The organism is Sporosarcina sp. FA9 (assembly GCF_051550205.1).
Lineage (GTDB): Bacteria > Bacillota > Bacilli > Bacillales_A > Planococcaceae > Sporosarcina.
Map to the genome: position 1 here is coordinate 1,066,662 of NZ_CP188819.1, position 21,440 is coordinate 1,088,101.

At 36.9% G+C, this 21,440-nt stretch carries 26 protein-coding genes; 21 read left to right on the plus strand and 5 right to left on the minus strand.

From position 1 onward, the window contains the following. Positions 1–2: 2 nt before the first annotated feature. The 12 genes from ACP8HH_RS05045 to ACP8HH_RS05100 all read left to right on the plus strand — a co-directional run bounded on the left by ACP8HH_RS05045 (position 3) and on the right by ACP8HH_RS05100 (position 7,187). Positions 3–281, plus strand: a complete 279-nt coding sequence (locus ACP8HH_RS05045) for a UPF0223 family protein (protein ID WP_438316733.1) — start codon at positions 3–5, stop codon at positions 279–281. Between the two features lie 367 nt (positions 282–648). Next, on the plus strand, positions 649–1,215 hold the full coding sequence (locus tag ACP8HH_RS05050; RefSeq protein WP_438316736.1) for a hypothetical protein: 567 nt from the start codon (positions 649–651) through the stop codon (positions 1,213–1,215). Between the two features lie 115 nt (positions 1,216–1,330). After that, the gene (locus ACP8HH_RS05055) at positions 1,331–1,612 is read left to right on the plus strand and encodes a hypothetical protein (RefSeq protein WP_438316739.1); all 282 of its coding nucleotides are present in this window, start codon (positions 1,331–1,333) and stop codon (positions 1,610–1,612) included. A 461-nt stretch (positions 1,613–2,073) separates the two neighbouring features. Beyond that, positions 2,074–2,139, plus strand: a complete 66-nt coding sequence (locus ACP8HH_RS05060) for an SEC-C metal-binding domain-containing protein (protein WP_438319037.1) — start codon at positions 2,074–2,076, stop codon at positions 2,137–2,139. A 130-nt stretch (positions 2,140–2,269) separates the two neighbouring features. Beyond that, the gene (locus ACP8HH_RS05065; protein WP_438316742.1) at positions 2,270–2,530 is read left to right on the plus strand and encodes a hypothetical protein; all 261 of its coding nucleotides are present in this window, start codon (positions 2,270–2,272) and stop codon (positions 2,528–2,530) included. A 213-nt stretch (positions 2,531–2,743) separates the two neighbouring features. Continuing rightward, positions 2,744–2,929, plus strand: coding sequence for an antitoxin VbhA family protein (locus ACP8HH_RS05070; protein ID WP_438316745.1), 186 nt, complete (start codon positions 2,744–2,746; stop codon positions 2,927–2,929). A 3-nt stretch (positions 2,930–2,932) separates the two neighbouring features. Continuing rightward, entirely contained in the window at positions 2,933–3,652 is a 720-nt protein-coding gene (locus ACP8HH_RS05075; protein WP_438316748.1) for a Fic/DOC family protein, read from the plus strand. A gap of 381 nt (positions 3,653–4,033) precedes the next feature. Beyond that, the gene (locus ACP8HH_RS05080; RefSeq protein ID WP_438316751.1) at positions 4,034–4,465 is read left to right on the plus strand and encodes a hypothetical protein; all 432 of its coding nucleotides are present in this window, start codon (positions 4,034–4,036) and stop codon (positions 4,463–4,465) included. A 381-nt stretch (positions 4,466–4,846) separates the two neighbouring features. Beyond that, positions 4,847–5,155, plus strand: coding sequence for a DUF3784 domain-containing protein (locus ACP8HH_RS05085; RefSeq protein ID WP_438316753.1), 309 nt, complete (start codon positions 4,847–4,849; stop codon positions 5,153–5,155). Positions 5,156–5,373: 218 nt separating this feature from the next. Next, positions 5,374–5,655 (plus strand): hypothetical protein, encoded by a 282-nt coding sequence (locus tag ACP8HH_RS05090; RefSeq protein WP_438316756.1) that lies wholly within the window; start codon positions 5,374–5,376, stop codon positions 5,653–5,655. Positions 5,656–5,785: 130 nt separating this feature from the next. Beyond that, positions 5,786–6,283: a hypothetical protein gene (locus ACP8HH_RS05095; protein WP_438316758.1), complete on the plus strand. Its 498-nt coding sequence runs from the start codon at positions 5,786–5,788 to the stop codon at positions 6,281–6,283. A gap of 148 nt (positions 6,284–6,431) precedes the next feature. Further along, positions 6,432–7,187, plus strand: a complete 756-nt coding sequence (locus ACP8HH_RS05100) for a DUF3888 domain-containing protein (protein WP_438316761.1) — start codon at positions 6,432–6,434, stop codon at positions 7,185–7,187. 48 nt (positions 7,188–7,235) lie between these two features. On the opposite strand, the gene ACP8HH_RS05105 is transcribed toward ACP8HH_RS05100, so the two are convergent. After that, on the minus strand, positions 7,236–7,865 hold the full coding sequence (locus ACP8HH_RS05105) for a YktB family protein (protein WP_438316764.1): 630 nt from the start codon (positions 7,863–7,865) through the stop codon (positions 7,236–7,238). Positions 7,866–8,021: 156 nt separating this feature from the next. Between ACP8HH_RS05105 and ACP8HH_RS05110 the strand changes: the two genes are divergently transcribed. After that, positions 8,022–8,219, plus strand: a complete 198-nt coding sequence (locus ACP8HH_RS05110; RefSeq protein WP_438316767.1) for a hypothetical protein — start codon at positions 8,022–8,024, stop codon at positions 8,217–8,219. Positions 8,220–8,337: 118 nt separating this feature from the next. Beyond that, entirely contained in the window at positions 8,338–9,132 is a 795-nt protein-coding gene (locus ACP8HH_RS05115; protein ID WP_438316770.1) for an inositol monophosphatase family protein, read from the plus strand. 42 nt (positions 9,133–9,174) lie between these two features. Here ACP8HH_RS05115 and ACP8HH_RS05120 read toward each other — a convergent pair whose 3' ends face one another. After that, entirely contained in the window at positions 9,175–9,360 is a 186-nt protein-coding gene (locus tag ACP8HH_RS05120; RefSeq protein ID WP_438316772.1) for a YlaF family protein, read from the minus strand. Positions 9,361–9,461: 101 nt separating this feature from the next. Here ACP8HH_RS05120 and typA point away from each other — a divergent pair, with 101 nt between their 5' ends. Both typA and ACP8HH_RS05130 read left to right on the plus strand, forming a co-directional pair. Beyond that, positions 9,462–11,297, plus strand: coding sequence for a translational GTPase TypA (gene typA / locus ACP8HH_RS05125; RefSeq protein WP_438316775.1), 1,836 nt, complete (start codon positions 9,462–9,464; stop codon positions 11,295–11,297). 32 nt (positions 11,298–11,329) lie between these two features. Further along, a complete protein-coding gene (locus tag ACP8HH_RS05130) occupies positions 11,330–11,704 on the plus strand; it encodes a YlaH-like family protein (RefSeq protein ID WP_438316778.1) in 375 nt (124 codons plus the stop codon). Between the two features lie 420 nt (positions 11,705–12,124). Here ACP8HH_RS05130 and ACP8HH_RS05135 read toward each other — a convergent pair whose 3' ends face one another. Next, positions 12,125–12,328, minus strand: coding sequence for a YlaI family protein (locus tag ACP8HH_RS05135; RefSeq protein WP_438316781.1), 204 nt, complete (start codon positions 12,326–12,328; stop codon positions 12,125–12,127). A gap of 11 nt (positions 12,329–12,339) precedes the next feature. Further along, complete coding sequence (locus ACP8HH_RS05140; protein ID WP_438316785.1) at positions 12,340–12,840, minus strand: peptidyl-prolyl cis-trans isomerase; 501 nt, start codon at positions 12,838–12,840, stop codon at positions 12,340–12,342. 181 nt (positions 12,841–13,021) lie between these two features. Here ACP8HH_RS05140 and ACP8HH_RS05145 point away from each other — a divergent pair, with 181 nt between their 5' ends. The 3 genes from ACP8HH_RS05145 to pyc all read left to right on the plus strand — a co-directional run bounded on the left by ACP8HH_RS05145 (position 13,022) and on the right by pyc (position 17,992). Next, positions 13,022–13,303, plus strand: coding sequence for a DUF1507 family protein (locus ACP8HH_RS05145; protein ID WP_438316787.1), 282 nt, complete (start codon positions 13,022–13,024; stop codon positions 13,301–13,303). Between the two features lie 63 nt (positions 13,304–13,366). After that, entirely contained in the window at positions 13,367–14,536 is a 1,170-nt protein-coding gene (locus ACP8HH_RS05150) for an FtsW/RodA/SpoVE family cell cycle protein (protein WP_438316790.1), read from the plus strand. Positions 14,537–14,554: 18 nt separating this feature from the next. Further along, the gene (gene pyc, locus ACP8HH_RS05155) at positions 14,555–17,992 is read left to right on the plus strand and encodes a pyruvate carboxylase (protein ID WP_438316793.1); all 3,438 of its coding nucleotides are present in this window, start codon (positions 14,555–14,557) and stop codon (positions 17,990–17,992) included. A 98-nt stretch (positions 17,993–18,090) separates the two neighbouring features. On the opposite strand, the gene ACP8HH_RS05160 is transcribed toward pyc, so the two are convergent. Beyond that, positions 18,091–19,002 carry a COX15/CtaA family protein gene (locus tag ACP8HH_RS05160; RefSeq protein ID WP_438316796.1) on the minus strand — a complete coding sequence of 304 codons (912 nt, stop codon included), beginning with the start codon at positions 19,000–19,002 and terminating at the stop codon, positions 18,091–18,093. Between the two features lie 321 nt (positions 19,003–19,323). Between ACP8HH_RS05160 and cyoE the strand changes: the two genes are divergently transcribed. After that, the gene (gene cyoE, locus ACP8HH_RS05165) at positions 19,324–20,241 is read left to right on the plus strand and encodes a heme o synthase (protein WP_438316799.1); all 918 of its coding nucleotides are present in this window, start codon (positions 19,324–19,326) and stop codon (positions 20,239–20,241) included. A 106-nt stretch (positions 20,242–20,347) separates the two neighbouring features. Next, positions 20,348–21,421, plus strand: a complete 1,074-nt coding sequence (coxB, locus tag ACP8HH_RS05170) for a cytochrome c oxidase subunit II (protein WP_438316802.1) — start codon at positions 20,348–20,350, stop codon at positions 21,419–21,421. Positions 21,422–21,440 lie beyond the last annotated feature (19 nt).

The following is a 21,440-nucleotide window of genomic DNA, read 5'->3' on the forward strand; positions in this document are numbered from 1 at the left end:
GAATGGATTATAATTATCCGCTTAGAATCGATTGGAATACTGAGGAAATTGTAACGGTTATGGCCTTTTATGCTGCAGTTGAAAAAGCATATGAAGTTGGAATTTCGAGAACGGATCTAATGGCTGCATATCGTTCTTTTAAAGAAATTGTACCTTCAATGTCTGAGGAAAAAAAAATCTTTAAAGAATTTAAAGAAGTAAGTGGTTATGAAAGTTACGACGTTATAAAAAGTGCGAAAGAAAGTTCAGATACCGAAAAAATAAAAGGGAAACAGCGCTAAGTTTATATGTTCTCTTCAGATGTACAAAATGAATAAAACGTATTGTTCAGCATATTAAATCAGAATAAAATGGATTGAAATTAGCATCGCATTGTTACTACACCCCGAAAGTTAGAGTTAAAATCTAACTCTAACTCTTGGGGTGTTTTTTATTTATACAGTCAATAAAATCAAATAAATAAAACGCAATTCTATTTCCAAAGGTTTCCACAGTTGCTCATGTCGAAGTAATTGATAGAGTTTGAAATAAAAAGGTCGAAACACAGCTACTCGAATTCATAACCTTCGGAAGAATGAAGCCTTTCATGCTTTATGACCGTATCAATAGTAGAACTATGATTGTAAAACAATCGGGCCATTTAAAGGAGTGGGAATATTGAAGAGTCTTCTTTACAAAGGGATTTTACTTGGAACTATTGTGTTAGCTGGGTGTAACGGTATTTCAAAATACGATGATAATGAAGCAGCAGCGATTGTAAAAGGTCAAGAGATTACGGTAGGTGAATTACGTTTTTTATATCCTGATGATACTGCATTAGATTATCTTGAATCGGCAATAGAAGTAGAATTGGTAAAACAGGAGGTAAAGGAAATGGACCTCGATATTTCCACCAATTTAAGTGGTGAAAAAAACCGTGATGAATTTGAAAAACTTCCTCCTAAAAATACAAAAGACCAAGGTGGAAAGCAAATTCGTAAGTATGCCGAATCTCAAGCTAAGAAATTAGATATGACTCCAGAAGATTTCCAAAGAGAATATGCTAAAAGAATTAATGAACGAAATGCTTATATCAATACTTATCTCGAGGCTAAATTAGGTGAAGGAGATATTAATGATGAAAAATGGATAGAGGAATTTGGGGAAGAGTATCATAATTTATTAGAAAAACTGATGGATGAGAATGAAAATAAGATTGAAGTATTAATTGATTAATATCCTCAAGAATTGGGTGCCTTTAATGCATAAGGACAGGACTGCAATCGGCCCATTATTTAGACTGGATTAGTAAAGTAATCATTTTTTTGAAAAAATGGAGGGATTGATTAGAATGATGATTTTAGCACCATTTCTTGTGGCTATTTTATCGGGAAGCATTGTATTGTTGATCACTTGGGGCTTAACAAAAAAAGGTTTTTCTTTACTTGTAAGAAATCTACCGGGAGTCGCTACAGCACTAGCTGCGATAATCCTATTTTACATTGGTTTTGTAACTGTTAGAGGATTTGAAGGAGCAGCGTATTTAATTCTTGCCCTCTTTTTAGTTGGTTTTGCACTAGCTGCTTTTGTAATGACAAACGTAATGGCAAAAAAAGTGGTTATAACAAAGTAATAATAACTTTTGTCTTTTCAGTAATCGGGTGCAATTCTTTAACACAGGGGGAAACACCCCCACTAAAAGAAAATATAATAAAATTAGTTTGTACTAACATATTTGATTTTACCTCTGTTGTTAGGTATGGCATTGAGATTATTGATGATTCTTCATTAATTAAGTTTTTCATGTCACCTGAAGTTAAGTTATATTCCAATGGGGTTGAAGTGAATGGATCTCCTTATAAGAATTTATGGAAAAAGGGAGCCCCTAGTGTAAAAGAATTCAGAAGTTTTTTGGAAAACCCAATTGCTATTCAACCTCTCAAAGGTTGTTATTAAGGATTATATAAACCGATAAGTAAATCGGATATTGAAGATAAGGACATAAGTTTCTTTGATTATAGTTTAGTAAAGGATCCATATCAAGAACTTGCAAGTATACTAGATCAACAAAGTGTTACATACAGTAGCAATAAAATAGGGAGGAACGAAACTTATCCGTGTGGAAGTGGCAAAAAGCACAAGAAGTGTTGTAATAAATAGCAAAGAGATATACTACAATCGGGGGCTTGATTCTGTAACAAGGATTTGTACCCTATTTCTATATTCGGTCCAGTTTGCATGTTAAGAATTTATAAGAAGCAAATATATTTTATAAAGAGGAGTGAAAAGGATGAAATACATATCAAGTAAAGATATAAATCTTGGCTTCACTTTAATAATCTTGCTTGGAGTTTCGGTATTGGTTGGTTTTGTAAAATTACCTTTCCTGATTTTCTCTATAATATTTTTGTTTTCTTATATTGTTTTAGATAAAAAGAGATTAAGATGCCCGAATTGTGGAGGATTTGAAAACCTGGATAGATTGATGTATGCAAAGAAAAAGGTATATCATTGCAGACATTGCGGAGAAATAATTAAAGTTTTAAAGTGACACAATGATATTATTTAGGTAACCAAGATACTGTGCAATTACTGTGTTTATCGTTTATGTGTAACTATCGGGTGCGTTTGTTTGGTAACAGTTTCTCTAGAATCGTGCTAACTTCTGTATAAAACTCTAAAAAGTTCCATGAAGTGAATTAACTATCTTATGATACATGAAAACTGATATAATAGAGGTAACAATAAACGAGGGGTGTTATTTATGAATGAAAATTCACGAACAGAACGCCAAAAGAAAGTAGAATTTGCAGTTGGAATGGCCGCAATTGACGGTGGAAAACCAAGTGCATTTACAAAAAACCTCTTAAATCAATATGAAAATGGGCAAGTATCATCCAGCCAATTGAAGCAAGCGATTGTTGAAAAATATACAAGGGCTTCACAATAATGTATGGATCCTTATATTTATCCTAATACAAACACCTTAATCAACAAATTAGACATTCGGGATGAACAACAATTAATTGACGTTGAAGCACAGTTATTAATCGCTGGGATTGTAGATATTAATTCTATCACCGAAAAGATTGATTTTCAAAAATATGAAAGTCTCCAAATAATTCATCACTTTCTTTTTCAAGAGCTGTATTCATGGGCTGGGGAATTCCGAACAGTCAATATATCTAAAAGTGAACATGTTTTAAATGGATTATCTGTTGCTTATAGCGATAAAAATTACATTATATCTGATTTGAAAACTGTTTTCAGTTGGTCTGAATCTAAACAATGGAGTTATTCTAATCCTAGTCTCGTAAAAGACTTTTCTGCATTTATGATAAAGCTTTGGCGTGTTCATCCTTACCGTGAAGGAAATAAAAGAACAGTTTCAATTTTCATGAATCTTTTTGCTGAAGCAAGTAGGCTAGACTTCAAGGCTCAATTACTTTCACAATATGCAGGATATTTGCGAAATGCACTCGTTCTTGCCACAGTGGAAGAAACTCCAGAACCACAATATCTATTGAATATGATTTCAGATGCACTAGATGTAGTCGATTTCAATAAATTTAAGTCTGATGATGAAGCGTCTAGTAATTATAAAGTGATTGGAAATTACGATGTTTCCGAATATGAAGAAAAACCTTTCGAAATTGATCTTGATGATGAATAACTTTATTTTACAAATCAATTCGGTAAGCTATTAGTGTTCAATATAAAAGATGCAAAAGTGAAAACTCACTTTTGCATTTTTTATAACAACTTTATTTTCTTGTTGCTCAATTTCAAGCAATGTAGTTTGGTAGGAAAACTTACGCTTACGTACTTACGATTAATAATTGTTATCTAAGTGCATTGGAAATTTGGAACAAAGTTTATAATAATAAATTTCCGAACTATAAAAAACGATATTAATCAAAAGCAATATTATTTAACCAACGGGTGCAATTACAGTGTAAACGATTGCGTCCAGGTCACGTAAACGGGCCATTTTACTGATCTTATAGGTAACTTATTTAACCTCTGTACGTCTAACGATAAGAGGAGGGATTGTGTGAGAAAACCAACAATGTTTTTTGGATTGTCTATATTCATTTTATTAACGGCCGTTGGATGTTCTAATTCATCGAATCCAAATGAAGTTTCATCAAATACAAGTAAAATAGAAACTCATAAAACTGAAAATCCTGATGCAACAGAGATTTTAACAATTGACCCTAACGCTGATATATTTCAATTCGGTGGTGTGATTTATCAGACTGGAATTGATTGGGTTGAAGAACTAACTTTAACAAAAGACGAACAAGTAGGAGAAATAAAAACAAAAAATGAAACAGACACAAAGTTTGAAGATGAAATGTCGAACAAATTGCCTGTTGGTGCAAAGATATTTTCGGCTAAAAAAGAAGGAGAAGTTGGGGGACCAATTTTACTCGTAGAATCAGAGGGGAAACTTTTAAAATACTATGGGCTTGTTGAGGGTTAACCAATTTACCTATATCTAGAATCGGAAGCTAGAGAAGATATATAAAGTAGATCATCAAGCGAAAGAACTATGTTTTTCCTGTAATTTATAGTAAGTAGTATTATTCAAGTGTAGAAAAATCCTATTATAGACTACGATAATACAATGAATCCACGGGTATACCTAAGGGGTTAATCATTTGTTTGACGTTATTAATAAAAAGAAGGCACTATTGGATGCTGCTCGGCCTTTGCCTATATTTACCTTGAAAAGCTTGCGGCTGTCATGATGAAACGGAATATTACAGATTTCATAACTTTATATTTATAATAAATTCCTCAATCAGGGCCAGTTAGTGATGAAATCAATAAATGGAAAAATTCAGGTTAGGTAGGGATGGAAATGATTATTATGCTCTTAGTTATTGGTTTGTTCGTAGGATTAGGAATTGTATTCATCAATGGTAAAGGATCATTCTTAATCGCAGGTTTTAACACAATGCCCCCAGAAGAAAAAGAAAAATATGATACGATTGCACTCTGTAAATTTATGGGTAAGATGATGTTTGCTTTATCGTTTAGTATGGTTTTTTGGCTACTCAGCGAAGTTTACGATATTAACTGGTTGTTCTACTTTGGTCTAGTTTTATTTTTTGGTATTATTGCTTTTACGATTATATATATGAACGCGGGAAACAAATTTAAGAAATAGAAAACACTACATCTTAATATGTTTTTCTTAAAGTTGGGAAAGATAATTTTGAGGTGAGTTAAATTATGAAAAAGCTTATTACGTTAATCATGACCATTTCAATTTTGCTTTTTAATTCAATTCCGGAATACACACAACCCACAGAATGTCCTGAGTTAAGTGGATTAGAGAAAACATGAATCAAGGATACAAATGAGGTAATTAAAGCATTAAATACTTTGATACCAAAAACTTATGGAACTGGGCAAAATGATATTTCCGACATTTATACTAAATGGAATGTAGTGACTGCCAAACCTTTTCCCAAAACAGTCGGTATTAAAGAAGAGGAAGCATATTTTGGAATAGCAAAAACCTTGTGTGGTAAAGAAGTTGCTGAAAAGTCATGGCTAGTACGCTTGGATTTCCCAAAAGCACCTGGAGCAGACTTAGCGCAAGGGCAAATTTTTTTAGCTAAAAGTAAAGAAAAGGGATGGTTTGTCTGGTTTCAATACCATTAACCAAACCAAAATATAATGGAATTATGAAGAGGAAACTGCGAATATCACTTGGACAGATAATGATACAGTAGCGCTGTAACGTAATGTAAATAGTGTGAATATTCCACTTTCAATTAGGGGGAAGATTTTTTTGAAACTAAAGTTCATGGTATTTATTTCCTTGGGTATATTTTTTTTAATCGTAGGCTGCTCTAAAAATGAAAGAGTCGAAAGTAAATTGATTTTACCAGAAGATCTACCAGAGTTTGTTGAAGAAAGTGATTTTGAGGAAATTGACTGGGATAAAAAAGCAGTGACGTTCAATGACAATATTATTGGGAATGAAAATAAATCAGGTGTTATTGGTGCCGATATGCCAAGTTTAAGTGCTCAAAAGTGGATGTGGCATCTATGGGGAATTGAGAATCCCGTGGCAACCAAACTAACGATTGTTGGTCTTCACAAAGAAACTGGAACCGTCCATCAAATTCTAACAACTGGTTGGACTATAAACCTCTCAGGAGAGAATAATGGAGCAGATGCACATACACCTTCAAGTGTGAAAATCCCTATGGCAGGAGAATGGGCACTATTGCTTTATACGGATGGAAAACTATTTGATGAATTAGTTTATGAAATTAATGAATAATGAGTATGCTTTATTATTTTCTTACATAACGAACGCTATACCTGAATCAGGTCAAATTTATTGAACGCGAATATTATTTTAAAGTCGGGGGAAAATACCCTTAAACAGGGTAGGTGAATAAATGCGGAAAATAATTCTCCTCTTTTGTATGCTGTTATTGACAACAAATGCCTATAAAACTTTAGCGATGAGTACAAAATCGACAAAAGAGAAGTTAATGGAAGAGGTAACAATTGATCTTTTAAAAACCAAAGTGGATTCTGCAAATTATGTCGCTTTTGCAAAGCAGGAAAGGCCCATCCAAGATTTTATTAATAAATATTACTTCGATGTGAACTTAACTGGATTTAGCGAATTGTATACCTTTGGGGATTTTCCTTTTTACAATGATAAAGGACAAGTTTCACCACTTGGTAAAACTGTTTTAACCGTATTAACATCAGATGTACGGCAATGGGTTAAAGAACCCAGGATTTATGTGAAAGACAATCTTGCCTATATACATGCAGTCAAGTTGGATGGATTGAATATCTTATTTACATTAAAAAAGGAAGACGACCATTGGAAAGTAGTGAATAGGGAAGAGAAAAAACTTCCTACTGTTGGGAGTAAAGTTATTCTTGAAAAGGCATTCTTGAGGGCAATTGGACCAGAGATCCTTCGGGCGACAAAAACGTATTATGGTGAGGAAAGGCTTTTTGAATCTGAAAGAATAAAGGATATTACTTGGGATGAAAATGATGATACGTACACAATAACCATCCAAATTATTACTTATGAAGGACCGATAATGCCTCCGTTTGGTTTCGATACGATTACTTTACAAATACCAGGTTTTGAAGTACTAACATACGAACACAAAGATGTTTCTGGTATCGATAAATTACCTTTAGAATTTGATTAACACAAAAGAAGGGACCATAACCAATACGGTTTTGCATCCCTTTTCTTATTAATATCTTCCGATTACAATGTCATAAATTTTGAGTAGTTCATCGAATGTTTCTTCTGCATATGCTATAAACTCATCATTTGACATCTGAACTGCATCCTCACGAAGTAAATGCCTTCCAACCAAAAATTCTGCTTTTTTAACGGTTTTTAGTCTGTCGAGTAACTTTTCAAGCCCGTCCAATCCTATGGTACTTATGTGTGTGGCATCAGGTTTCATGTGATCGCCTGAAACAATATATGTAGTGGGTAAAGAGAGCAGTGTTTTATTGTTTTTATCAAGTCGCTCGGCAATCCCTTTTTTGTCTGGGTTTTCATAAATGACTGCTAAAATTATAAACAAGTGCGTTCCCCATAAACCGATTTGGAAATGTGGCAAGGCCTTATAACCTCTTTTGGCTGGTGCAAAAGCAACCCAACTATCTTTTGGTGGATTTACGGTTCGCCGAGCATGTTTTGCGACATGCGGGAAAAACTCATCTGTACCATATGCGGATAGTCGGTCGGCGAAATGCCTACCAAGTTTTTGGAATTTTGGTTGAATAATATCTTGTAATGCATTCATTCGATTTTCGAGGCCCTCAATAGAAAAAACATCGAAATCATCCGTTGTCCAAAATCTTTTTTTCATAATTAGTCCTCCTTTACGCTTTGTACGTTTATCGTAACAGAAATAGGGGAATAATCTAAGACATAAAGGCTTATGACTAGAATAAATAGTTGGGGCTGCATATCGTAATAATATATGGAGGAACTATAAACAATAATGCGATGAGGGGTGTCGGTTATGAAACAAATCGTGCATATCATTAGAAAAGTCGATGTTGAAAGAGAGTATGTAAAGCTCCTACAGTTAGAACTTGATTATGAATTAGCAACACTACACGATGCGATACAGCAAGCAGATGGCAAACAAAAAATGAAAAGTAAAAGAAGGTTAATCGAGATTTATCATGAATTGGAGATGCTGAATGGTTTTGAATAATAAAGCTATATCAACGTAAGAAAGGCGTCCATACACAAATTCCTTAATCGGAAACTGTGTAATTGGATGTCTTTTTCGTTATACTTAATAAGTAGACAATTTTAAGGGGGTGAGGTAATTGAACTGGCAAGCAATTGACCGTTATGCCAAGTCGTTGATAAAGGAAGCAGGACACAAAATACGACTTTCTTTTTTCAATGAAATACATATCGATTCGAAAGCAGATGCAAACGATCTAGTGACAAATATAGATCGTGAAATTGAGCAGTTTTTCATAAGTAGAATTCGAAAAGATTTCCCAACTCATAAGATATTTGGTGAAGAAGGATTTGGAGATAATCTTGTTGCACTTGACGGTATTATATGGATTTTAGATCCAATCGATGGGACAATGAATTTTGTTCATCAAAAACGTAATTTTGCAATCTCACTGGGCATATATGCAGATGGAGTGGGAATGCTCGGATATATATACGATGTAATGGGTGATGATTTTTATCATGCGGCAAAAGGAGAAGGTGCGTATTTTAACGATGAACTTCTCCCGGAGTTAGAACCTACACCGATTCATGAAGCTATTATTGGGATTAATGCGAGATGGGTTGCACCAAATAAATACATCAATAATGAAAAAGTCATGGACTTAATTACAACATGCCGTGGTACGCGCTCCTATGGATCAGCCGCAATGGAGCTTTCCTATGTTGCTTCAGGTAGATTAGACGCATACATTTCTACCCGATTATCTCCGTGGGATATTGCAGGAGGTATTATTATTGCGCAAGAGGTAGGAGCACTCGCGACAAATTTCAATGGGGACAAACCAGGCCTGCTCTCACAAGAACCGTTTATTGTTGCACGACCAGGGTTGCACGAACAAATTTTGACAAATTACATTGAAATAAAAAAATAAAAACGATTATCCAAAATGGACAATCGTTCCGTTGGTTATTTTTTATAGCAAACCCTGTTTACGCATTTTACTTTTGGTTTTAAATCCGAAACCCATGACGGCTAGCAGTGCTAAAACGGATATTATCGCACCAGGTATGCTGTTCGCGCCTATTGAAATGCCGATTCCGCACATCGTTATTACCGCAGCAATTGCAAAAAGAACAAAAGTCCATTTGATGTCTTTCAAAAAAAATCCCTCCGAATATGATTAAAAGTTTATTGTCTAGGTTCATCTTGTGCTATAATAACACAGTTAAGCACGCGAAAAAAGAATAATGGAGTGAAAAAATGACTAATTTAAGAAATGATCTTAGAAACATTGCTATCATCGCCCACGTCGATCACGGAAAAACGACGTTAGTCGATCAACTATTGAAGCAATCTGGTATCTTCCGTTCGAATGAACAAGTAGATGACCGTGCCATGGACTCGAACGTAATTGAACGTGAACGCGGAATTACAATTTTAGCAAAAAATACAGCAGTTCTATACAAAGATACAAAAATCAATATTCTAGATACCCCTGGACATGCTGATTTTGGTGGAGAAGTAGAACGAATTCTGAAAATGGTTGACGGAGTTATTCTCGTAGTCGACGCATATGAAGGTTGTATGCCACAAACCCGTTTCGTTCTTAAGAAAGCTTTAGAGGAAAACTTGAAGCCAATTGTTGTTGTAAATAAAATTGACCGAGATTTTGCTCGCCCTGAAGAAGTTGTAGATGAAGTTTTGGAACTATTTATTGAACTTGAAGCGAATGACGACCAACTTGAATTCCCAGTTGTTTTTGCATCAGGCTTTAATGGTACAGCAAGTCTATCTTCAAACCCGGCTGACCAAGAAGATACGTTACAAGTTCTTTATGATGCAATTCTTGAAAAAATTCCAGCACCTGTTGATAATCGCGAGGAGCCTTTACAGTTCCAAGTATCCCTTTTAGATTACAGTGATTATGTTGGCCGTATTGGTATTGGTCGCGTATTCCGCGGTTCGATTAAGGTTGGACAACAAGTTGCGGTACTGAAACGTGATGGTAAAGTGAAAAACCATCGTATTACTAAAATGTCTGGATTTTTAGGGTTAAAACGTGTTGATATTGAAGAAGCATTTGCTGGCGATCTAATTGCAATTTCAGGAATTGAAGGAATCGATGTTAGTGATACAATCTGTCCTGTAGATCATCCTGAAGCTTTACCTCAGTTGCATATTGATGAGCCAACTTTACAAATGCAATTCCTTGTCAATAACAGCCCGTTTGCAGGTCGTGAAGGAAAATGGGTAACATCTAGAAAGATTGAAGAGCGTCTTAATCAACAACTTCAAACAGACGTTTCACTTCGTGTCGAATCAACTGGTGCTGACTCATGGGTCGTTTCAGGACGTGGAGAGTTGCACTTGTCGATTTTGATCGAAAATATGCGACGTGAAGGTTTTGAACTTCAAGTTTCTAAACCGGAAGTAATCATTCGTGAAATTGACGGTAAAAAGAGCGAACCTGTAGAACGCGTACAAATAGAAATACCTGAAGAGCATACTGGAGCTGTAATTGAATCACTTGGAGCTCGTAAAGGTGAAATGGTTGATATGGTGAACAACGGTACGGGTACTGTTCGATTAATCTTCTTAGTACCTGCTCGTGGTCTAATTGGTTATACAACTGAATTCCTAACGATGACAAGAGGTTATGGTATCTTGAACCATACATTTGATAGCTATCAGCCAATGTCTTCAGGTCGCGTTGGTGGCCGTGCTGAAGGTGTTCTTGTATCAATGGATAACGGAACTGCAACACCTTATGGTATTCTACATGTAGAAGAACGTGGTGTGATTTTCGTTGAACCAGGTACAGATGTTTATGAAGGTATGATTGTCGGCGAACATAACCGCGACACGGACTTAACGATCAATTTAACAAAAGCGAAGCAACAGTCGAATATTCGTACTGCAAACAAAGATCAAACTGTTTCTATTAAGAAACCACGTATTATGACACTTGAAGAGTCACTTGAGTATTTGGATGATGACGAGTACTGTGAAGTAACTCCTTTATCAATTCGTCTTCGTAAGAAAATTCTTGGAAAAAGTGAACGTGAACGCGTAACGAAAAAGAAGAAAAACGAATAAAAATTCTCTTGTATTGAAAGGGATGTTTTAAAATGAATTCAAGTGTTGCGGATTCAGAGTTAGTATTCGGCAGAATGTCAGGCATCTCACGCTTCATTTATGAAGGTCTTGGAACTACTACAAGCACTGGTGAGATGGATTATACGAATGCCGGGTACGTTCTTTTAGCCGTCGTTTTTCTTTTGTCGGCACTCGTATTTAAACTAGGATTTGCACGAAAGTTAAGACCACTTCAAACGGTCGCTATCTATGCATTTCTTTTTCTAGGATGTCTGATTTTGACATTTCTCGGATTTTTCCTTCCAATTGTAGAAGGACTAATTGTGGCGGCACTTATTTTAATAATTTACCGTGCCCGCAGAATGAATGAATATAAAGGTACCGACAAAAAAGACTCCACCGCGTAATAACGGTTGGAGTCTTTTTTTCTTGAAGTTATTTAATTTCGTTTTTGTTTACATCTAGTCTCCAGCACCTAGCCTCTCGGGTCACAAGTCATTTCGCTTATGTGGCTGAAGTACGCCACTTAATCAAACTGTCTTGTGCCTGTCGAGGCTGAACAGGTGCTTCCGCTTTTGTATACGTCTAGTCTCCAGCACCTAGCCTCTCGGGTCACAAGTCATTTCGCTTATGTGGCTGAAGTACGCCACTTAATCAAACTGTCTTGTGCCTGTCGAGGCTGAACAGGTGCTTCCGCTTTTGTTTACGTCTAGTCTCCAGCACCTAGCCTCTCGGGTCACAAGCCATTTCGCTTATGTGGCTGAAGAACGCCACTTAATCAAACTGTCTTGTGCCTGTCGAGGCTGAACAGGTGCTTCCGCTTTTGTTTAGAATTCTTTTTCAATTGGATGTGAGCTTCTTCTGAAGACGAAGTTACCGGTTGCGATTCGAGCGTTTGTTTTTTCGGCAATGCGGTTCTCGCAAGAGGGACACATATATGTGTGGATGGGACGGTTTCTAAGTTTTTTTGCAAGAGGCGCCTCATCTGGAAGCTGCCCGATTTCATCGCATATGACACATTTCACTCGCATTGGATAGCCTCCTATTCAATTTTTATTGCTGTAACATTGCGAATTGGATTTTCTATATTAGATCCATCTTTAAATAGGACATGGACAGGTCCGTCTTCTTTAAGTGGTTTACCATCGTTGCAAAACTTCAGTATTAGTTCATCGGCTTTTTCGATAGGAACTGCATGTTCTTCTCCTGATGAAGTTTCGATAAATAAGGTATGTGCATCTTCATTTAGTTCAGCATTCTTTAGGAAATGATTTAAATAAATACCATAAGTTCCTGTAATGTCTTTATTTTCTTCGAATTGTTTTTCCGTTTCCAAAGTGGGGGGGAATGTCGCCCCTTCCATAATTTCGCGAGACCAATGTTTTCCCATGCTTCTTTTATATTCTTCGAGTTCGTCAACTTCCACGTGACCGCTTGTGAAAAAGGTTTCTAAATCGATACGACGATCATCGAAAATCCAAATACTTGGATCCATTGTTATTCCGTAACGTACATTTCCTTTAATTGGTATGATTGATTCCAAAATAATTTCCTCCTAAGTTCAGTAACTCAATTTAATACTAGTATAACGCTTTCGTCTGACAAGGAAAAGCTTTCGGGTTGGATCCATAATATTAAAGGGGAAACACTTGCAATTTCTCGTTTCAAAAGATACAATTTATTAATAATCAAGTACGAAATAAAAGTTTGATGGGGGCGTCCTCATGGAAATCGATTTGCAAGAAACATATAAAGAAAAGGCAATGAAGCAGCTTCAGATGGATGCCGATAAAATAGCTCAATTGATAAAGGTACAAATGGATCATTTGACAATGCCACAATGTCCGTTATACGAAGAAGTGTTAGATACTCAAATGTTTGGACTTGCCCGTGAAATTGATTTTGCGGTTAAGATTGGTCTTGTCGAACGTCTGAAGGGGAATGAAATTCTTTCTTCGCTTGAAAAAGAAATGACTGTTTTACATGATATATATATGAGAAAATAGACGAAAAACTCAAACTTCCTTCATGGTTTGAGTTTTTTGTTTAATGAAGTTGAGGTCTTGCAAATGCAAACTTATTTTAAACGATTTTTGAGGAATTTTGATTATCCGCTTTTTTTCACATATTTAATATTAACGTTATTTGGTCTAGTTATGATATATAGTGCGAGTATGGTATGGGCTGTCGGTCAATATGAATGGCCCGCCGATTATTTTTTTAAAAAACAAATTTTCAATCTATCACTTGCGTACCCTGTCTTTTTTCTAGCTGCTTTTTTTCCATACAAACATTTCAAACGTAAAGGCTTTATGGCAACTGCGGTTTTAGTTATGCTTGTCCTTCTTGGACTTGTACATCAAATTGGTTACGGGGATACAGTTGGTGCACAGAGTTGGATAAAGCTCCCGTTTGGTGCTGGAAGTATACAACCTTCAGAAGTTGCGAAACTGGTTATTATTATATATTTTGCTGGTGTTTTTGCAAATAAATATAATGCAGGTACAATTGATAGTTTAAATAAATCAATTGGACCACCGATTATAGTACTTACTATTGCAGTGTTTTCGATTATGAGGGAAACGGATATAGGAATGTCTTTCATAATTATTTTATCAGCGTTTTCCGTTATTGTTGCTAGTGGTTTAAAAAAGAGAACCTTTCTAAAGATGAGTGGTTTAATTTCGCTTTGTATAGCGGCTATCGCTGCCTTTCTCTATTTTAACTGGAGCACGATTATGACAGGAGGTCGAAAAGGACGGATTGAAGCGTTTCTAAATCCATTCGACTACTTACAAACTTCCGGATATCAAATAGCAAATGGGTACATTGCAATTGGTTCTGGTGGAGTTAAGGGACGCGGTCTAGGAAACTCTCTTCAAAAAATGGGTTATTTACCAGAACCACAAACAGACGTTATTATGGCGGTCATTTCGGAAGAATTAGGTATTTTAGGAGCATTTATTGTAATAGGCGGTCTTGGATTTATAGTTTTAAGAGCATTATCAATTGCCATGAAAACAAAAGACCCTCATGCGAGAATGCTTGCTGCTGGGATTGGTAGTATGATTGGTATTCAAACATTTGTAAATCTTGGCGGTCTTATGGGCTTGATACCACTTACTGGAGTGACGCTGCCGTTTATTAGTTATGGCGGAACGTCTGTAATTCTGCTATCGTTGTCTTTAGGCATTTTGATGAACATATCCATGTTTGTCAAACATGAAAACCATAATTAGATAAGGAAGTGTCTTGAGATGGAGAAGATTAGTAAAATTCTTGTTGCCAATCGCGGAGAAATTGCAATACGTATTTTCCGTGCATGTACCGAACTAAACATTGCAACAGTTGGAATTTATTCTACTGAAGATAGTGGTTCATTCCACCGTTACAAGGCGGATGAATCTTATCTTGTTGGAGAAGGAAAAAAGCCCATTGATGCATACTTGGATATCGAGGGGATTATTGCAATCGCTAAAGATTCGGGAGCGAATGCTGTTCACCCGGGTTATGGTTTTTTAGCTGAAACTTCTGAATTTGCACGTCGTTTAGAGGAAGAAGGAATTATCTTTATAGGCCCTACTTCTAAGCATCTAGATATGTTTGGTGACAAAGTGAAAGCGCGCGGGCAAGCAATAGCAGCTGGACTGCCCGTAATACCTGGCAGTGACGGACCCGTTTCTACTGTTGAAGAAGTCGCAATCTTCGGTAAGTCGAGTGGGTATCCAATTATGGTTAAAGCTTCACTTGGCGGCGGCGGTCGTGGTATGAGAATTGTGAATTCTGAAGAAGAAGTTGCGCAAGCCTTTGAACGTGCAAAATCAGAAGCAAAATCGGCATTTGGCTCAGATGAAATGTATGTTGAAAAATACATAGACAAGCCAAAACATATTGAAGTACAAATACTTGGGGATCAGCATGGGAATGTCGTTCACCTTTATGAACGAGATTGTTCAATTCAACGCAGACATCAAAAGGTCGTTGAAATTGCTCCTTCAATTTCACTTAGTGATGAACTCCGAGAGAAGATTTGTAATGCTGCTGTAAAACTTGCGAAAAACATCGGTTATGTTAACGCTGGAACTGTAGAGTTTCTTGTTTCAGAAGGAGAATTTTACTTTATAGAAGTAAATCCACGAATTCAAGTTGAGCACACAATTACCGAAATGGTTACAGGTATTGATATTGTTCACTCACAAATATATATAGCAGATGGAAAAAATATTCATGAAGGTTCAGTAAGTATTCCGGCTCAAAAAGATATACCACTTTTTGGTTACGCAATTCAATCACGAGTTACGACAGAAGATCCACTTAATGATTTCATGCCAGATACAGGTAAACTTATGGTTTATCGTTCGGGTGGTGGGTTTGGCGTTCGTCTTGATGCGGGGAACGGATTTCAAGGTGCGGTGATTACACCTTACTATGATTCACTGCTTGTTAAAGTATCTACATGGGGAATGACATTCCGTGAAGCTGCTGCCAAAATGGATCGTAATATGCAGGAGTTTAGAATTCGAGGAATTAAAACCAATATTCCATTCCTAAGAAATGTTGTTAAACACGAAAGTTTTTTAATTGGTGATTACAATACTGGTTTCATTGATTCGACACCGGAATTATTCCAATTTCCAGTTAGACAAGACAGAGGAACAAAAATTCTTAATTATTTAGGTAACGTGACAGTTAACGGATTCCCTGGTATTGAAACGAAATCTAAACCAGTCTTCCATTCTGTTCGAAAACCATCAATTGACCTACTTACAACCCCAACGCCTGGAACTAAGCAAATACTCGACCAACTAGGTCCAGAGGGTCTTGTGAAATGGATTAAAGAGCAGGATGATGTACTTTTAACAGATACGACATTTAGAGATGCGCACCAATCGTTACTTGCTACACGAGTAAGAACAGCAGATTTAACAGGTATTGCATCCGAAACTGCCCGACTCATGCCCGATTTGTTTTCATTAGAAATGTGGGGTGGAGCTACATTTGACGTATCGTACCGATTTCTAAAGGAAAGTCCTTGGGATCGACTGATTAAATTACGCGAGCAAATTCCAAACGTCTTGTTCCAAATGCTTTTCCGAGGGGCAAATGCTGTTGGGTATACAAATTATCCCGATAACGTCATCAGAGAATTCGTTAAAAAATCAGCTGATGCTGGAATAGACGTATTCAGAATCTTTGACAGCTTAAACTGGATAAAAGGAATGGAAGTTGCAATAGATGCAACACGTGAGGCAGGAAAAGTAGCGGAAGCAGCTATTTGTTATGCAGGTGATCTTCTCGATGACAAAAGAGACAAATATACAATAGATTATTATAAAAAGATGGCAAAAGAACTTGAATCTGCAGGAGCCCATATTTTAGCAATAAAAGACATGGCTGGTTTATTAAAACCAGAGGCAGCATACCGACTTGTTTCTGAATTGAAAGCTACCGTCGATCTACCAATTCACTTGCATACACATGATACGAGCGGAAATGGTATATACTTGTACGCTAAAGCTATAGATGCGGGTGTGGACATCGTTGACACGGCACTTGGTTCGATGGCAGGGCTTACTTCACAACCTTCAGCAAGCTCGCTCTATTACGCTTTAAAAGGCGGCGAGAGAAATGTTCGGTCAAATGTTGAGTCGCTTGAAAGCTTATCGTACTACTGGGAAGATGTCCGTAAATATTACCAAACATTTGAAAGTGGAATGAACAGTCCACATACAGAAATTTATGTTCATGAAATGCCAGGTGGACAATATTCAAACTTGCAGCAACAAGCAAAAGCGGTTGGTCTTGGAGAACGTTGGGAAGAAGTGAAAAACATGTATTCCCGAGTCAATTTACTATTTGGGGATGTTGTTAAAGTAACACCATCATCTAAAATCGTTGGGGACATGGCATTATTCATGGTACAAAATAACTTGGATGAGGTTTCAGTGTTAACGCGAGGTAAGTCTATTGATTTCCCTGAGTCGGTTATTGAGTTTTTTGAAGGATATATCGGTCAGCCCTACGGTGGTTTCCCGAAAGAACTTCAAGAAGTGATTCTAAAAGGAAGGGAAGCAATCACTGTTCGTCCTGGTGAACTACTTGAAGATGTTGACTTCGAATTGCTCCTTACGCAGTTAAGTGAGAAGCTCGGGCGCCCAAGCACTGAGCACGAAGCTCTTTCTTATGCTATGTATCCGAAAGTGTTTGATGAGTTCTCCGCAATTAACAATGAGTTTGGTGATGTGTCCGTAATAAAAACACCAGAATTTCTATACGGATTGCGTCTTGGCGAGGAAATTGAAGTAGAAATTGAAAAGGGTAAAACACTCATAATTAAACTTGTTTCGATAGGGGAGCCTCAATCGGATGCTACTCGCGTACTTTATTTTGAAATGAACGGTCAGCCACGCGAAGTAATTATCGAGGACATGAATGTAGAGTCCGATCATATCCGTAAAGTGAAAGCAGACCCTGCGAATGAAACGCATATTGCTGCAACGATGCCGGGTACTGTCTTAAAAGTTGCTGTTTCCAAAGGTGCTAAGGTAAAAAGAGGGGAACACTTACTCATAACTGAAGCAATGAAAATGGAAACAACAATACAGGCACCATTTAGCGGTACGGTTAAAGAAATTTATGTAACAGCAGGAGAATCGATTTCAACAGGCGATTTATTAATTGAAATTGAGGTTTAATAATTGAAGAAAAAGCATTTAAAATCGTATTCATTTCGATTTTAAATGCTTTTTTCGATTTAAAAAAAGCTACTCCATTAGGAATAGCTTCAACGTAATTATTTCATTGTTCTGTTTCGAGAAACAAGTAATATCATATACGTTATTAAACCGAAAAGTAATGTAATCAATAGTGAGTGGAGTAACGCAAAGTAAAGATTGAGTTTTGTAAGAACAACAATCATCCCTGTTAGAGCTTGTCCAGATACGAGTATCAATGCAATGATCCAACCCCAATAAAAGACACGTTGATCTTTATAGTGTTTTATTGCATGAATTGCGATGACGAGTATCCAAACAAAAATAAGTGCTGCCGCAGCTCGATGTCCCATCTGGACCCACTCATACAAATTTCTAGGTAATTCAAATGCAGTATTGTTACACAGTGGCCAGTCTTTACAAGCGAGTGAGGAATCGGTGTGTCTTACAAGTGCTCCCGTATAAACAACAAAATAAGAATACACTGCAACCCCGATTGTATGCCTTTTAAGTGTTGTGCCAATATGTACATTTTCGGCATCAAATTTCTTATCTACTTCAAATATAAGAAGTGTCAGTAGTAAAACGGATGCAAAGGAGATAAGGGAAATCCCGAAATGCAGTGCAAGGATAAAATCACCTTGACCCCACATTACTTGTGCAGCCCCAATGAGTGCTTGTAAGATAAGGAAGAATACTGCCATTACAGATAAGAATTTAGCTTCTCTAATATGTCCGATGGATTTCCATGACCACACGGCTAGTATTAGTATTAATATGCCGACAGAACCCGTTACGAGTCGATGTGAGAACTCGATGAGCACTTCTGCAGTGATTACATCTGGAATGAGTTGGCCATTACAACCAGGCCAGTGGCGGCCGCAGCCCATGCCGCTATCCGTTTTGGTTACAAGAGCTCCGCCAAGGAGGATAAGAAGCATTCCTACTGTTGAAGCAACGGCAAACCATTTCAAGTATTTATTATAGCCCAAATTAGACACCTTCTTTAATTAATGATGACCATCCGTTCAAGGTCCCGCTTGTTTGATGATAACGAATGAACGGTGAAAAAACAACGTCTAGCAATCTGAAATCATCAAACTTCCACTCATTTCACAAAAAGTTCATAAAAGTGTCCTTATATCTTCACAAATGAACTGGCTAAATGGATTAGTATAGAGAGGATGCCGAAACAAATGTGTCAACATAATTCGAAAATCTGAGGAAAATTTGCTTATGTATAGAAATTATACTCGAATTTCGATATAGTGAAGTATAGTGTCTTCACTTAAATAGATGAAGGGAGGGGTAAAATGTCAAACGGTCGTGCATTATCACCAGCTGTTCACTCCGATGCTGAAGCACAATCATTATTGAAGGACTTTTTAGCGCTTATAAAAATCGGTATTGTCAATTCAAACATGATTACGACATTTACTGGTCTATTTCTTGCAATACAGCTAAGTAATGAGCGTTTCTTTCAAAATCTTGATGTACTGTTTTTCGCATTAGGAGGAACTGGATTAATAATTGCTGGATCTGCTGCACTTAATAATTTAATTGATCGAGATATTGATCCAATAATGTCCAGAACAAAATCCAGACCAACAGTTACAGGTCGATTTAAAGCACCGCCTGTATTGGCACTCGCGCTTACTTTCATTGTTGTAGGTGAGTTTTTATTGTTCTCTGCATCGTTCGCGGCAGGATTGTGGGGACTTGCAGGAGTATTCAGCTATGTAGTACTCTATTCTATGTGGTCCAAACGTAAACACGTTGGAAATACCGTTGTTGGGAGCATTTCTGGGGCGATTCCGCCATTAATTGGTTGGGCTGCTTTTGAACCGTCGTTGGGTGCGGGTGCATGGGCATTGTTTTTAATCATGTTCATTTGGCAACCGCCACACTTTTACGCACTGGCAATGCGACGAACTGATGAGTACCGTGCTGCAAACATTCCAATGTTGCCTGTTGTAAAAGGGTTTGCACGAACGAAAAAATCAATGCTTATATGGGTTTTATTACTTTTTCCATTACCATTTCTTCTAACAGAATTAGGTGCAGGATTTTTAATACTAGCAACCCTATTGAACATAGGATGGTTGTATTTTGCACTTAGAGGTTTTAAGGCGAAAGATGATTTGAAGTGGGCGACAACTATGTTTGTCTATTCTCTTAATTATATGACGATACTATTTGTCTCTATAATCATTTTCTCGTTGTTCATTTAACAAACGGAATTCTTTCTTTCAACAGGAATTCACATAGAGGTGTCAGTGTTAGAAGTTCTTTTAACAAGAATACTATTTTTTACAGAAAGAGAGGTATGATTAAGCGATGATGAAAGGACTCAAAAAGTGGCGTCTTTTTTCTTTACTAGCAGTTTTGACTGTGTTCCTTTCGGGATGTGGTCAACAGGAGCTGTCAGCACTTCTTCCGACTGGTCAGGTCGGTAGAGATCAGTTTACATTATTACTACTTGCTTCATTTATCATGTTATTCGTTATCGGAGTAGTAATGGTTATTTATGTAATAGCACTTGTACGTTTCCGACGTTCAAAACTAGGGGAGGATCATATCCCTGAACAAACAGAGGGCAGCCACACACTTGAATTATTATGGACGGGTATCCCAATCCTTCTTGTATTACTTCTTGCTGTTCCAACGGTTTATTACACATATAAACTTGGTGATGTCACAGCAATGGAAAATGTAGATGAAGATGGAAATGCCGAGAATCTTGTTGTAGATGTAACAGCAAAACTATTTTGGTGGGAATTTGAATATCCAGAATTAGGAATTGTTACTGCACAAGAACTGGTTGTTCCGATGGGTGAAAAAGTGTATTTCAATTTAATGGCTGCTGATGTTAAGCACTCATTCTGGATTCCAGCAGTTGGCGGTAAGTTAGATAATAACGTTGAGAACGTGAATAAGTTCTATCTTACTTTTGACATGGATTCTAAAGATGTTAAAGACGGCGTGTTTTATGGTAAATGTGCTGAACTTTGCGGCCCTTCCCATGCATTAATGGACTTTAAAGTAAAAACAATGCCACGTGCTGAGTTTGATACTTGGGTAGCATCAATGCAAAAAACTGAAGAGCTGGTCGTAGATGATTCGAGTTCTGTTGGAGAACAAGTATTTGCACAAAGCTGTATCGCATGTCACGCAACTTCAGCTGTTGGTGCTTCCAATGAAAAAGCGGGTCCAAACTTAGCAACTTTTGGTGATCGTAACCGAGTTGCAGGATATATGGATCACACGGAAGAGAAGTTAAAAGATTGGATTAGAGAACCACAGAAAAACAAACCAGGAAATAAAATGACAGCATTCTCTGAAGACATGATTTCAGATGATGATTTAGATGCACTTACAAAATATCTTATGGGATTAACCGTTGAGAAGTAATTTTAAGTGAAATTGAAGA

Coding starts and splice junctions, on each gene's coding strand:
- ACP8HH_RS05045 (WP_438316733.1), top strand. CDS start 3: ATGGATTATAATTATCCGCTTAGAATCGATTGGAATACTGAGGAAATT.
- ACP8HH_RS05055 (WP_438316739.1), top strand. CDS start 1,331: ATGATGATTTTAGCACCATTTCTTGTGGCTATTTTATCGGGAAGCATT.
- ACP8HH_RS05065 (WP_438316742.1), top strand. CDS start 2,270: ATGAAATACATATCAAGTAAAGATATAAATCTTGGCTTCACTTTAATA.
- ACP8HH_RS05070 (WP_438316745.1), top strand. CDS start 2,744: ATGAATGAAAATTCACGAACAGAACGCCAAAAGAAAGTAGAATTTGCA.
- ACP8HH_RS05075 (WP_438316748.1), top strand. CDS start 2,933: ATGGATCCTTATATTTATCCTAATACAAACACCTTAATCAACAAATTA.
- ACP8HH_RS05085 (WP_438316753.1), top strand. CDS start 4,847: ATGATTATTATGCTCTTAGTTATTGGTTTGTTCGTAGGATTAGGAATT.
- ACP8HH_RS05100 (WP_438316761.1), top strand. CDS start 6,432: ATGCTGTTATTGACAACAAATGCCTATAAAACTTTAGCGATGAGTACA.
- ACP8HH_RS05105 (WP_438316764.1), bottom strand. CDS start 7,865: ATGAAAAAAAGATTTTGGACAACGGATGATTTCGATGTTTTTTCTATT.
- ACP8HH_RS05110 (WP_438316767.1), top strand. CDS start 8,022: ATGAAACAAATCGTGCATATCATTAGAAAAGTCGATGTTGAAAGAGAG.
- typA (WP_438316775.1), top strand. CDS start 9,462: ATGACTAATTTAAGAAATGATCTTAGAAACATTGCTATCATCGCCCAC.
- ACP8HH_RS05130 (WP_438316778.1), top strand. CDS start 11,330: ATGAATTCAAGTGTTGCGGATTCAGAGTTAGTATTCGGCAGAATGTCA.
- ACP8HH_RS05135 (WP_438316781.1), bottom strand. CDS start 12,328: ATGCGAGTGAAATGTGTCATATGCGATGAAATCGGGCAGCTTCCAGAT.
- ACP8HH_RS05145 (WP_438316787.1), top strand. CDS start 13,022: ATGGAAATCGATTTGCAAGAAACATATAAAGAAAAGGCAATGAAGCAG.
- ACP8HH_RS05150 (WP_438316790.1), top strand. CDS start 13,367: ATGCAAACTTATTTTAAACGATTTTTGAGGAATTTTGATTATCCGCTT.
- pyc (WP_438316793.1), top strand. CDS start 14,555: ATGGAGAAGATTAGTAAAATTCTTGTTGCCAATCGCGGAGAAATTGCA.
- cyoE (WP_438316799.1), top strand. CDS start 19,324: ATGTCAAACGGTCGTGCATTATCACCAGCTGTTCACTCCGATGCTGAA.
- coxB (WP_438316802.1), top strand. CDS start 20,348: ATGATGAAAGGACTCAAAAAGTGGCGTCTTTTTTCTTTACTAGCAGTT.